Source organism: Paenibacillus sp. LK1, assembly GCF_002750415.1.
In the GTDB taxonomy this organism is placed as follows: Bacteria; Bacillota; Bacilli; order Paenibacillales; family Paenibacillaceae; genus Paenibacillus; species Paenibacillus taichungensis.
Window position 1 is genome coordinate 1 of record NZ_PEII01000014.1, and the last position, 13,730, is coordinate 13,730.

10 protein-coding genes are annotated in these 13,730 nt (G+C 48.0%); 7 read left to right on the top strand and 3 right to left on the bottom strand.

Annotated elements, in window-relative coordinates; all coding sequences use genetic code 11:
- Window positions 1–182: MTH1187 family thiamine-binding protein (locus tag CS562_RS25945; RefSeq protein ID WP_125477331.1), on the bottom strand; the 182-nt coding region annotated here is incomplete at its 3' end.
- Window positions 183–943: 761 nt separating this feature from the next.
- Between CS562_RS25945 and CS562_RS25950 the strand changes: the two genes are divergently transcribed.
- The 4 genes from CS562_RS25950 to CS562_RS25965 all read left to right on the top strand — a co-directional run bounded on the left by CS562_RS25950 (window position 944) and on the right by CS562_RS25965 (window position 6,935).
- The gene (locus tag CS562_RS25950) at window positions 944–3,277 is read left to right on the top strand and encodes a ribonucleoside-diphosphate reductase subunit alpha (protein ID WP_099858603.1); all 2,334 of its coding nucleotides are present in this window, start codon (window positions 944–946) and stop codon (window positions 3,275–3,277) included.
- A 389-nt stretch (window positions 3,278–3,666) separates the two neighbouring features.
- Complete coding sequence (locus tag CS562_RS25955; RefSeq protein WP_024632189.1) at window positions 3,667–4,698, top strand: ribonucleotide-diphosphate reductase subunit beta; 1,032 nt, start codon at window positions 3,667–3,669, stop codon at window positions 4,696–4,698.
- A gap of 207 nt (window positions 4,699–4,905) precedes the next feature.
- Complete coding sequence (locus CS562_RS25960; protein ID WP_099858604.1) at window positions 4,906–5,880, top strand: SMI1/KNR4 family protein; 975 nt, start codon at window positions 4,906–4,908, stop codon at window positions 5,878–5,880.
- A gap of 17 nt (window positions 5,881–5,897) precedes the next feature.
- Window positions 5,898–6,935, top strand: a complete 1,038-nt coding sequence (locus CS562_RS25965) for a phosphotransferase family protein (RefSeq protein WP_099858605.1) — start codon at window positions 5,898–5,900, stop codon at window positions 6,933–6,935.
- Window positions 6,936–7,027: 92 nt separating this feature from the next.
- Here the strand turns inward: CS562_RS25965 and CS562_RS25970 are convergent, their stop codons facing one another.
- Together CS562_RS25970 and fosB are read right to left on the bottom strand one after the other, a co-directional pair.
- Window positions 7,028–8,839, bottom strand: a complete 1,812-nt coding sequence (locus CS562_RS25970; protein WP_099858606.1) for a S9 family peptidase — start codon at window positions 8,837–8,839, stop codon at window positions 7,028–7,030.
- 129 nt (window positions 8,840–8,968) lie between these two features.
- Window positions 8,969–9,388 (bottom strand): metallothiol transferase FosB, encoded by a 420-nt coding sequence (fosB, locus tag CS562_RS25975; protein WP_099858607.1) that lies wholly within the window; start codon window positions 9,386–9,388, stop codon window positions 8,969–8,971.
- A gap of 168 nt (window positions 9,389–9,556) precedes the next feature.
- On the opposite strand from fosB, the gene CS562_RS25980 reads away from it, so the two are divergent.
- From CS562_RS25980 to CS562_RS25990, 3 genes are all read left to right on the top strand, one after another.
- Window positions 9,557–10,456 carry a glucose 1-dehydrogenase gene (locus CS562_RS25980; RefSeq protein WP_099858608.1) on the top strand — a complete coding sequence of 300 codons (900 nt, stop codon included), beginning with the start codon at window positions 9,557–9,559 and terminating at the stop codon, window positions 10,454–10,456.
- Between the two features lie 204 nt (window positions 10,457–10,660).
- Entirely contained in the window at window positions 10,661–12,271 is a 1,611-nt protein-coding gene (locus CS562_RS25985) for a gamma-glutamyltransferase family protein (protein ID WP_099858609.1), read from the top strand.
- Window positions 12,272–12,696: 425 nt separating this feature from the next.
- Window positions 12,697–13,704 (top strand): BMP family lipoprotein, encoded by a 1,008-nt coding sequence (locus CS562_RS25990; protein WP_257219609.1) that lies wholly within the window; start codon window positions 12,697–12,699, stop codon window positions 13,702–13,704.
- Window positions 13,705–13,730: the final 26 nt, after the last annotated feature.

The window sequence follows — 13,730 nt, forward strand, 5'->3', positions numbered from 1 at the left end:
TGCAAGGCCGCAATTGCTGTAAATACTTCATTGAGCGGGCCTTCGATAATGGTACTCATGGAGGTCAACTGATATGTAATGCCCCGCTGTTTTTCCAATACTTTCTGCATGTCTGCCACATAACTGCTCAAGCTGGTCGTCCCAGTGCCAATTGGAATTACGGTCACTTCTGCTATTGCCATTTCGCTCGGCCTCCCTTGGGCCCCGCAAGATACCGGTGCCGCTCATTTTTAGTCGATTTTTGCCTGCTTTTATTCTACCAGTTGAAGGAGCCACAATTCAAACTGACGTGATAACGTCATCTGATTTGAACAAAAATTTTTTTTGATAAATCTTCAAATCTTCCAGTCCTTTTCCTTTGCGGAATCCTGGCTTAAATGGTATACTCGGAATTACGTTTTACTGTGTTGACCCTGTTTACAAACACTATATGTTGGGTTACAGTAAGAGAACAGCAACAAAATGTAGTAAAATTAAATCACCCCACTTCTATTAGTCATCTTCTGAAATCTCGCGAAAAACAGGATGAAATCACCTCCAAAGGCACGTCCCTGTAGGTGTAAATCGCTTTCTCGAAACAGACTTGACTCGGAGGTTAACGGGGCTATTTGGACTGCACCGGTATCCTCTAATTACAGGCGTGTCTGCTATAGACAAAAGATTACATAAGCACCCTTTTCTGTCTTTTTTTGAATCATTATAGACAGCAAGGAACTCAGGGCATCCATGGGCATTTTCAGCCGCGAGGCAAGGGGAATGCTTTTTATGTGACCATGTTCTGAGTGCTGCTCCTATGTGCAATATGATGCAAGACTCGCTACTACCGCCGTTCAGTCCATAATATGCAGCTTATATCTTTATCTCACCGTAAGAAGACACTCAATTCTTTATATAAAGAATTTCTCCAATTTATCTCTTAAACATGCGAAAGCGAGGAATATTCATGCCACAAGTTGTGACCAAGCCGAACAACCGCCAGCTTGCCTTTGATGATATGCGCATCTCGGTATATGCAGATCGTATTCTGGAAGGACTGGACATGCTCGACAAGGAACGTCTGGTACGCGGGGTAAACAGCAAGCTCCGTCGTGACGAAGTTACCGGAGACGAGATCAGCAACGCTTTTATGATGAGCGCTCTGGAACTGGTAACGAAGGAAGAGCCTAACTGGAAATTCGCAGCGGCACGCTCCCTGCTTACTTCCCTTTACAAGAAAGCGGCAACCAACCGCAGATACAAATCATACCCGGAAGAGCCTTACGGTGCTTTCCACCCCCTTCTAGTGGATCTTGTGAAGAAAGGTATCTACCGCGAAGAACTGCTGGAATGTTACACCAAAGAGCAGATCGACGAACTTGCTGAATGCATCGATTACCGAAACGATCTGTTGTTCGACTACATCGGTTTGCTCACACTGGCAGAACGTTACCTCGCTCACGACTTTGACGGAAAAGTCATGGAATTGCCTCAAGAGCGTTACATGGTTATCGCGATGTACCTGATGCATCAGGAGCCTGCTGAGAGACGTATGGATCTCGTTAAGGAAGCTTACTGGGCAATGAGCAACATGTACATGACAGCAGCTACACCTACAATGTCCAATGCGGGTAAAAAAGTGGCTGGACAACTCTCCAGCTGCTTCATCGATACCGTGGATGATTCCCTTGAGGGCATCTTTGACTCCAACACAGATGTAGCACGTCTCAGCAAAATGGGTGGCGGCATCGGCGTTTATCTCGGTAAAGTCAGAGCTCGTGGTTCGGACATCCGGGGTCACAAAAATACAAGTTCTGGTGTAATCCCTTGGATTCGCCAACTAAATAACACTGCGGTCAGCGTAGACCAACTCGGAACACGTAAAGGTGCGATCGCTGTTTATCTGGACGTTTTCCACAAAGACATTCTGGCATTCCTCGACCTGAAGCTGAACAATGGTGACGAGCGGATGCGTGCGCATGACGTATTCCACGGCATCTGCCTGCCTGACCTGTTCATGGAGCGAGTAGCGAGCCGCGGCGAATGGAGCCTGTTCTGCCCGCATGAAACGAAAAAAGTGATGGGCTGGAAAGATGAGAACGGTCGTCCACTCGGACTGGAAGATTTCTATGATGAGTCCGTAGGCGAAGGCGCGTTCCGTGAGAAATATGAAGAAGCGGTCAACCACCCGCTGTTGTCCCGTATCACGGTTCAGGCGATTGACATCATGAAACGTGTTATGAAATCCCAACTGGAAACCGGTACGCCTTACATGTTCTACCGGGATACGGTTAACCGTTCGAACCCGAACAGTGCACACGGCATGGTATACTCTTCCAACCTTTGTACCGAAATCATGCAGAACCAATCTGCAACTGTAGTTGAAAAGGAAGAGCTCGTAACCAAAGATGGACAAACCCGCATCGTGATTTCCAAAGTGCCGGGCGATTTCGTAGTCTGCAACCTGAACTCCATTCACTTGGCACGTGCTGTGCCTCATGATGTATTGGAGCGTCTGGTACCGATTCAGGTTCGTATGCTGGACAACGTTATCGATATCAACAACATTGAAGTGCTGCAAGCCCAATACACCAACAGTCAATACCGTGCGGTTGGTCTGGGAACATTCGGACTTCATCACCTGCTTGCCCTCGAAGGCATTCGTTGGGAATCGGAAGAAGCAGTCACATATAACGATAATCTGTATGAAAAAATTAACTATCTGCTCGTGAAAGCCAGCATGGAACTGTCCAAGGAAAAAGGACATTATCCGAAATTCCAAGGCTCCGATTGGCAAACAGGCAAATACTTCGACCAACGGGATTACACTACAGGTGAGCGCGTAGGCGAATTCGTTACAACTGAACAATGGAAAGAACTGCAAGCCCAAGTACAGCAAAACGGTGTACGTAACGCTTGGTTGTTCGCTATTGCACCAAATGGTTCAACGTCCATCATTGCAGGTTCAACAGCCAGCATTGATCCGCTTTATGAACTGTTGTCCTATGAAGAGAAAACGACATACAAGATTGCCAACCCGGCACCTGACCTGTCCGAAAAAACGATCTGGTATTACAAAACAGCGTTCATGGTGGACCAACATGCTTCCATCAATATGGCCGCTGCCCGTCAACGCCACGTCGATCAGGGACAAAGCTTCAACTTGTATGTTCGTCCAGATATCAAAGCAACGGAGTTCCTGAAACTGCATCTGCACGCCTGGAGAGCCGGCATTAAATCAACTTATTATGTCCGCAGTCGGGCATTGACTATTGAAGAATGCGATTCTTGCGCAAGCTAAGTTTTATCGTGATGCTGAAAGCTCACTAGATCTACGATGACTACCAGGGCATCCTGTTTTGAATGCAAAATGGCGTTGCCCTGGTACTTTTTTGCCCAAAACACGATCACAACATCATGAGATGTTGATATAGATGCCACATTATACAAACAACCCTAATATATAAAAGAATTAATGATTACACGATAGAAGAGGACAGAACAAAGCTGAAGAAGCGGAGCTAAAAGCTTTCTGTAAGAAAGCTACTTCGGAAGCATACACTTCGCCTTTATCACCGGATTTTCCCTTATAAAAGAGGGAATCAAAAAAATCAGGGGATAACAGCGATCGGAAGGTTGTTCTGTCATCGTAGTTATACAGTGTAAATTCATTCAAGGAGTGAACGGATTATGCAATTGCAGAAAATTTTTAATACCGAAGCGCCTAACCAGTCTACCCGTATCATTGAAGGGGAATGCTCAGGCATTCTGAACTGGAACGATATTCGTATGCCTCATATGTACAAACTGTACAAAGTACTGCTGCTCAACCACTGGATCGCGGATGAAATTCCTATGTCCAAGGATGCTTCCCAATTTGCCCAATTGGACCCGGAAGAACAGCGTACATTCAAAGTCAACATCTCCCTGCTCGCTGTGTTAGACTCCATGCAAACGATGTTTGTAGGTGACGTGAAACGTTATTTCACGGATTCTTCACTGGAAGCGATCTCGGCAATCATCGGACAACAGGAAGTTGTACACAACCAATCGTACTCTTACGTCCTGTCCTCCATCGTATCCGATCGGGAGCAAAAGGAAATCTTTGAATACTGGAAACATGATCCGGTGTTGCTTGACCGTAACCGGTTCATCGCCGACATCTACCAAACTTTCCGGGATAACCCGTCTCCACAGACGTTCTTCCAGGCCATGGTAGCCGATCTGGTACTTGAAGGTATCTTCTTCTATAGTACATTTGCCTTCTTCTACAACCTGGCCCGTGACCAGAAGATGATGGCAACCAGCCAAATGATCTCTTATATTCAGCGCGACGAGAACCAACACTGCTACTTCTTCGCTGAAGTGTACAAACAGCTGCTGGTAGACTTCCCTGAACTGAACACACCAGAGAACATGGACTATGTGTACAAAACAATCAACCGTGCCGTTGAACTCGAAACCAACTGGGCGCACTACACTCTCAGCAACGTACGCGGGATTGACCTGAACGAGTTGGAAGACTACATCAAGTACATTGCTAACAAACGCTTGCGTCTGATGGGAATGGAAAAAGCATACGAAGGCGTGGATGTAAACTGCATGCCTTGGATCAAACCTTTCTCCGACGAAGCACTGAATGCTACGAAAACAGACTTCTTCGAAGCCAAATCCCGTAACTACGGCAAAGTCGGCGACGATAACGGATTTGACGATCTGTAAGTTGATTGATACAGTAAGCTTAATTTAATGAACGCAATCTAATAAAAAATGCACAACACTCCCCTTATTGAAATGTCTTGATGGCTTTCTGCTTGTGGGAGTGTTTTTTCTATACGACTGGATAGGATACTGTACCCATCCATCCTGCAAGTTTGTAAGATATAATGGAAAAAGGTTCACATTCCCCTATTGAAATGAGGCATAGTGATGGAAAGAGAACTGCTGGAGCAACTAAACAAATGGCATGAACAGGACCAGTTCCGTCTCATTATTGAACGTATTCAACAAATCCCCGAATCCGAGCGGGATTATGAGTTAATTGGACAACTTTCCAGAGCGTATAACAATGAAGGACGTTACCGTGAGGCTGTCCAACAGTTACTATCCGTCCATGAACAGGGGGCAAGAGACCCTCTCTGGCAGTACCGGTTGGGTTACGCTTATTATCATATGGCAATGTATGAGCAAGCACTCAAAGCTTTTGAGATGGCAAACGAGCTCTTGCCCCATGACGAATCGACTATCGAATTTCTCGAATGGACACGGCCCAAAGCAGAAAAAATGCAACAGGATCGACAGCGCCATCAAGAGATATTGTTGGAGTTAGAGCACAGTGGCAGGCTGAACAACCTTAGAGCCGCTTCCGGGTCCTACGATCCAGTTTCATTCTGGGAACAGAGTGAATATGCGTTGGAAAGTTATGTATCTCCACCGTTTGACGAGGAGATGATCCAAACCATGGAACAGGAGCTAGGCTACAAATTACCTGCCTCCTATATCCAGTTAATGAACACACAGAACGGCGGAATCCCCGCACACACCGTTTTCCCAACCAAAGAAGCCACTTCATGGGCCGAAGACCATATCGCCATTACGGGGATTATGGGCATTGCACGGGACAAGTCCAATACACTGGGCGGAGAATTTGGAAGTCGTTTCATGATTGAAGATTGGGGATATCCTGAGCTCGGTATTGTGATCTGTGATTGTCCATCTGCCGGACATGATGTGGTGATGCTGGATTATCGATTCTGTGGCCCTGAAGGCGAACCTGCTGTGGTACATGTGGATCAGGAAGACGATTATGAGATTACATATCTGGCGCCTAATTTTGAAGCTTTTATTCGCGGATTGGTTGATGCTGATACGTTTGATCTATCTGACGAAGAGGATGAAGACTGAGAGCGCAGGAGGGGCTTATGACAACCCGTATTTATTTTGGCTCCAATAAACTTGGTGAGATTGAGCGAGTATCCTTGCAAAAGGCGCTTCATGACTTTAATTTGGGAACGCTTATGGATTATAAGCGAACCAATGAGGGTGTGATGGGTCAGACACTTCTTATTCGCTCTTCAGAGGGAGAATATATTCTGAAAGGCAACCCATTATATGCGGGACAACTTCAGGAAGAGCAATTCTTTGTAGAACAGCTGAGAACTCACACCAACATTCCTGTACCTGATCCATATTTATTACATGAAGATACCGATATATTGGGCTGGAGCTATGCCATCATGCCCCGATTACCTGGAATGCACCTGCATGATCCGTCATTACAGGCTTCACTTTCACAGGAGGATCAGGAAAAGATCGCTACGATGCTTGCCCAGTCGTTAGCAGAACTTCACCGCTGGAAGGTCCCTGATGCGGGAGAGTATGATCCTGTAGCAAAGCAGATCGTTCCCTTTGCAGGCAAATATCTGGACTGGCTCTATGGGACAATCCATCACTGGCTGCAAGATGCTGCAAAGTACTCCATGATAACAGACGAGGATACACAGTGGGTGGACGAGCAATTAAAAAACGCTGAATCTGCATTTCAATCCATGCCTGTTCCTGGATTTGTGATGGGTGATTTTAAGGTCGAGAACTTTGTGATTCAGAGGAATGATGATAGCCTTACTTCGGACTGGGAGATTAGTGGTCTGTTTGATTTTACAACGGCCTATTTTGGAGATGGCACAGCTGACCTAACCAAAATGACAGCCATGTATGTACGCGAAGGTCAACCCGAACTTGCCAAACGATTCCTTCACGGTTACCGGGAGGTTGTATGCGCAGCGGATACGGAGCGATACCAGCACTTTGCCACACGTCTTAGGGTGCATCTGCTCTATCAGCGTATTTTGTTATGGGGTGAATGCAAAGCAACAGGCCGAGTGACCTGGGCAGCGGATATGCCTTTTGCAGATTGGGCGGAGCAGTACATGGATTCGGTAATTGCTTTGCTGGATTAGCACAACAAAAAACCGCCAGAAGGATGAGATGTACTCACTCCTGGCGGTTTTCTCAAACTATCATATATTTAAATCGGATACGATCCTATGAATTAAGGTTGTGCAATCGGCACTTCTTGATGTTTCTGCAAAAACTCCAGCATCCGCCGATAAACGAGAATCTCATTCGTTTTTCTGGAGAAGCCATGACCCTCATCATCCAGAACGATGTATTCCACGTCTACCCCTTTCCCCTGCAACGCGGCCACGATCTGATCGGATTCCGCCTTCACGACCCTTGGATCATTGGCACCTTGAATGACCAGCATCGGGTTCACCATCTGGTCAAGATACGTAATCGGAGAATCCTTCGTTAAGCGTTCGCGGTCACGGACAGGATCACCCAGCCAGTTGTCCATCATCGGTTTCCAGTCTTCCGGTACGGATTCTAGGAAGGTAAACAGGTTGCTTGGTCCAAAAATATCAACCGCAGCGCGGAATAATTCCGGATGACGTCCTGCCAGCAGCAAGGTCATATACCCGCCGTAACTGCCCCCCACCACGAACAGCCGATCCGGTGATGAGATGCCCTCGTCAAACAGCCAGTTTATACCGGCAACACAATCTAGCCTTGGGCCCTCACCCCAATCCCTCTCAACCATTTTGCCAAACTCGGCGCCATATCCAGTGCTTCCCCGGAAGTTCGGAGCAAAAATATGATAGCCCTGAGCCAGCATCATTTGGAACATCGGACGAAAGAATTTTGCTTCCGATGCCTGTGGCCCGCCATGCGGCCAAAATACCGTGTAACCATTAGCCTGTTCCGGTTTTGCTTTGAAAAAAAGCGCCTCGATCTCCAGTCCATCGTAGGAGTTATATCGAATGACATCCGGGTAGACAAGATCGCTCTGATCAAGCCCTGTTACCCGATTCGCAGTCAGTGGTTCCCAGGACTCATTACCTGCCATCAACCGATAGATATTATGCGGCTGGATAGCTCCACGCCCCAAGATATACACATTTCCAGCTTTGGTGACTGTCACATCCTCCACCGTATCGAGCGGCATGTCTACACGTCGAGGCTGCTCGGAGCCTTTGTCCAGCGCGTACATCCGATTCTCGGGACCTGTAAACGTCCAGAAGTATAACGTCTCGGAATCCTTGTGCCAGCGGATGATATCCACGTCTTCTCCCTCCACTTTGCACAGCGGACGAAATTCATGAGTATCCAACCGATATTCAGCCACATAGGTGTACGGCTCGTTATCATTGGTGATCATCAGCAGCCGATTATGGTCTGCAAACAGAACATATGAGACCTGAGTCTGCCGCTCAGAGACCGGAATAATGGATTCTGACTCACCGTTCCGGTACACGTATGCTGTCTGGTAGGTATTGGAATATACATTCAGGATTACGTAGGCTTGTTCATCCGGGCTCACAGCAGCCAGATTGCTTGTCACCTCTTCCCCCTGATGCAGAAGCTCATCCTCTCCCGTTTCAAGGTTAATTCGGCGTGAATTGAGATAGCTCGGGTTATCCCTGCTTGTCATATAATAAAGACGCTGTCCATCCTCGGACAGATAGGAGAAATAACAACGATCATCGGGCTCTGCCGGCACAACAGGAAATGGGACCCCACCTTCCGGTTGAAGGGCATACAGATGATAATTCTCATCGCCATCCCGATCAAACGCCGTGAGAATATGACGTCCTTCCGGGTCTGGTTTGATAAACTGGCTGCTCTGATTCAAATACGTCAAAGGATACGGGTAGCCACCCGGCAGATCCATCGCCCAGATATTGGGCTGTCCATTCAGATTGCTGTCAAAAAACAAACGTTTCTCGTCGGCTGATACGGCAAAATGGGAAATCCGATACGTCTGGAAATATTGTTCCACATCCGGTTTGGGAAACTGAATCATGACAAACCTCCTTGAGTATGAACGAAGTATCAAACAGTGGTAAATTAAGGGTGTATTTGTCCATATTATATGTACATCCATTGTTTGCACAATAGATATGTCATATTTTTTCCATTTCAGCTCATTCGATTACGTATAAAAGGTCATATGGGGTTTATCCTCACGGTAATAGTCAAGTCTCTGCTTCATATTTCCGGTATGTAGCTCGAACAGATGACCATCGGGATCGGTAAAATAAATGGATAATGCATCCTTCGGATCGCGTGGTCTTCCGGGAAGAATGTGAGCCCCGGCTGCTCGCAGCTGCTGTACAGACTCGTCGAATTCATCTTCTTTTACGGTAAATGCAATATGTGTATACGTTCGTTCCGTATAGTTGCGAATGACATCTTCCTGATTCAAAGCGATCCATAGTCCGGCAAGTTCGAAATATGCCAGCTTCCGGCCTTTCACCTGAATACGGGCACCGAGAGCCTGCTCATAAAAGGTAATGGACCGTTCCAGATTGGATACGGAAAAGCACAGATGATTAATCCCCTGAATATTCATTGGGCTCCTGACACCTCCACATTTTAATGAACTGTTGTAATAGCTACATCCTTATTATGGTATATTTTGCACCAAAAACAAATGCCCTTCTTCCTCCTTGCGCACCTTCTTCTGGGCGAATGCATAGTTTAGGCGTATGAATGAATGTGCGAGGAGGATGTAAATCGAATGAATCCTGTCTATCCTTTTTACGGTGAGAAAACGGTGTGCAAGCCACAAAAGCTGGCTTTCCCACCCCAGCATCAGGACCAGCAGCCTGGTCTGGAAACCCTGATGGTGCCTGAACCGATCAGCGAAGATCCTGCTTATATTGGCAGCTGCAAGCTGAAAGGCAAGGTTGCGATTATTACCGGTGGTGACAGTGGAATCGGCAGAGCGGCAGCTATTGCTTTTGCCAAGGAAGGTGCAGATATCACCATCGCTTATCTATATGAACGGACCGACGCCGAAAGGACACGTGAACGCATTGAAGAGCTGGGACAACGGTGTCTGTTAATCGAGATTGATCTGCGGTTGAAGAAAAACTGCGAGGCTGTCATCCGTACGACAATGGAAACCTTTGGAAAGATCGATGTCCTTGTTAACAATCATGGCGTGCAGTATGTACAGCCAAGCATTATCGATATTACGGAAGAACAGTTGTACCATACATTCCAGACAAATGTGTTTGCCTATTTCTTTCTTATTCAGGCGGCTCTCCCACATCTGTGTAAGGGTGCTTCCATTATTAATACAGCTTCCATTACGGCCTATAAAGGTAACGTGCAGCTGATTGATTACTCCTCCACCAAAGGGGCTGTGGTTTCTCTGACACGGGTACTCGCCAAATCGCTCGCATCCGAAGGAATCCGGGTGAATTGCGTGGCTCCGGGACCCATATGGACACCACTCATTCCATCCAGCTTCTCCGCTGAAGACGTGCAGGTATTCGGAACCGAGACGCCGATGGGCCGGGCAGGCCAACCTTATGAACTTGCGGCTGCCTACGTCTATCTCGCTTCCCGCGACTCCTCCTATGTCACTGGTGAGTGCATTCATGTCAATGGCGGCGACATGGTAACGACCTAGTCATCTGGAGAACACCTTAAATCTTTGAGAAAGATATAATGGCACTGAAATGAATGCAACTGTATCATCCCCGTTCACGGGCTATGTTAGGTTTGATTTCGCGTTGGCAGCAGGAGATCACGTTACCTGTTCCGAAGAGGGTTAGGAGTAATTGATCCGGCGAGCCGGAACCTGACATCTTGCGACAAGGAGCTGAACAACCTGATGAACTACGATCCACTCTACCAACCGTATCCGTCTTATCGCGTGCCCGTTTATGCCAAACAAGGCATGGTCGCCACTTCACAGCCTTTGGCTGCACAAGCGGGTCTGGACGTGTTAAAAAAGGGCGGCAACGCCATTGATGCCGCTATCGCCACCGCTGCTGCGCTCACCGTGCTGGAGCCAACGTCTAATGGCATTGGGGGCGATGCCTTTGCCCTCGTCTGGACCGAGGGCAAGCTGCATGGCCTGAATGCCAGTGGGCCTGCGCCTCAAGGTATATCGATTGAGGCGATCAAAGCGGCAGGCCATTCGGAGATGCCGAAGCTGGGGGTCATCCCGGTGACGGTGCCTGGCGCACCGGCGGGTTGGGCTGAGCTGAGCCGCCGATTCGGACGGCTCACGCTGGCGGAAGCGCTGGAACCGGCTGTCCGCTACGCGGAAGAAGGTTACCCGCTTGCGCCGGGGCTGGCCCGCCATTGGGCACGGGCAGCCGATATCTATGCACGCCAGGGCGATGCGGAAGCAGGGCGTGCGTGGTTTGAGACGTTTGCCCCAGGCGGGCGTGTTCCGGCCGTGGGCGAGATGTGGCGTTCGCCGGATCATGCGTCTACACTGCGCCTGATTGGCGAGAGCGACGCGCGAGACTTCTATGAAGGCGAACTCGCGGAGCGTATTCACTCTTTTATGGCAGAACACGGAGGTTACCTGACCAAAGAAGATCTGGCTGCATTCCAGCCTGAATGGGTTGATCCGATCTCGGTCTCCTATCGCGGATATGACGTGTGGGAGATCCCACCGAACGGTCAGGGGCTGATTGCTCTGGCTGCGCTCAATCTGCTGAAGGGCTTTGATTTTGAAGAAAAGGAATCCGTCCTGGCATACCACAGGCAGCTGGAAGCCATGAAGCTTGCGTTTGCCGATGGGGAGAAATACATTACCGAGGAACGCAAGATGGGCGTAACGGTGCAAGAATTATTATCCGAAGCGTATGCAGACGAACGGCGCAAGCTCATTGGTGATATGGCACTTCCGCCTGAAGCAGGCGACCCAAGGGCAAGCGGAACGGTGTATCTTGCAACGGCAGATGGTGAGGGCAACATGGTTTCCTTCATTCAGAGCAACTATATGGGCTTCGGCTCAGGGCTGGTTGTGCCAGGCACAGGCATTGCCCTGCAAAACCGGGGACATAATTTCTCGCTTGATCCCAATCACGCCAACGCACTGGAGCCGGGCAAACGGACATTTCATACAATCATTCCGGGTTTCCTCACTCGCGGTGATGAAGCGGTCGGACCATTCGGGGTCATGGGCGGTTTCATGCAGCCCCAGGGTCATGTGCAGGTCGTCATGAATACGGTGGACTTCCACCTCAATCCACAGGCTGCGCTCGATTCTCCGCGCTGGCAGTGGACCAAAGGCAAAACGATTCTGGTTGAGCCCGGATTCCCTCAGCATATTGCACAAGCACTTGCCCGCAAAGGGCATGATATACAGAACGCCCTCGATCCATCGATGTTTGGACGAGGCCAGATCATCTGGCGCAACCCGGACAACGGCGTATTGTGCGGCGGCACGGAAAGCCGGGCAGATGGCTCAGTAGCAGCGTGGTAATACGCGCTGCAAGTGCAGCTAAATGAGAGCGGGAACCCAACGCTCAGGAGTATTGCATATGCTGCGGGAATCGGGAAAACTGTTCATATATATGAATGTATTGATTCATGATATGTAGTCATTCATCATTCGTTTGGTTTCAAGGAAAGGGTAACGAAGAGATCTAATCGGTCTCTTCTTTACCCTTTTTTTGTCTTTCTTTTTTCCGTTGACCAGCAAGACGTAGTACAGGTTCTGTATAGAATTCATGCCTCTTCAGATGTAAATTCTATGTATAATTTATGGGTTTCATTGGAATTTCATTGAGTTTTCGTAAATTTTCATCCTTACCCATTATGGAGACTCTGCTCTCATCCGATATACATATAGAGGAATTGCTCACCTCACACGTCATCTCCATCTTATAGAAAAGAGGGCATACGCACATGAAAACACAATGGAAAATCAAATTCGGGTTCACCATGATGATGGTTCTGGTTGTTCTGATGCTGGGAGCATGTTCGGCAACCGATAAGGTGTCCCCCGCAGATCAGCGAACCAAAGTCGGAATCGTTCTTACGGATGTCGGGCTAGGTGATCATTCTTTCAGTGACGCATCTTTTGAGGGATTGGTACAGGCAAGAAACGAGAACAGTATTGTTTTTGATTACAAGGAACCGGGAAAGAATTTGACATCCGAGGCAGCTTTTGAGCAATTTGCGAAGGATAAGGTTGATCTGATTATTGGTCTAAGCGACACGATAAAAACCGATCTGGAGAAGGTTGCTCAGAAGTATCCCGATCAGCACTTTCTCATCATTGACGGGCATTCCGATCTCCCCAATGTGACCTCCATGTCCTTCAAAGCAGAAGAAGGCAGCTATCTTGCAGGTATCATTGCTGGCTTTGCAACAAACGATGACCATGTAGGCTTCTTGGGTGGAATGGATATTCCGGTGCTTCACGATTTCCAGCAAGGTTTTGAGCAAGGTGTAAAGGCAGCCAATCCGGATGCCACAGTCCATGTCGTATACGCCGGGGATTTCGGCAATCCTGATCTTGGAGGAAAGCTCGCGGCGCAGATGATTCAGGAACAGCGTGTTGATGTCATTTACGTTGCTGCTGGACTGACAGGCATAGGCTCAATTTCGGAGATTCAGCGATTGGGTAAATACGCTATTGGCGTGGACCAGGATCAGTTCTTTTTAGCAGAAAAAGCAATACTCACTTCCATGCTCAAAAATGTAGATGTCTCTCTTCATAACGCCATTAATACGTTCATTCAGAACCAACATTCATTTCCCGAAAAAGAAATGTTCTATGGTCTGGCAGAAAACGGCGTAGGTTTAACCGCCCTACATAACATCACACTCACGGACGAACAAGAGCAAACATTCGAAGATTTGAAAGCACAGATCGCTTCCGGCAAAACCAAAATTACCCTAGATCAATAAACCAATTGCTAATATGGAGGCACGCT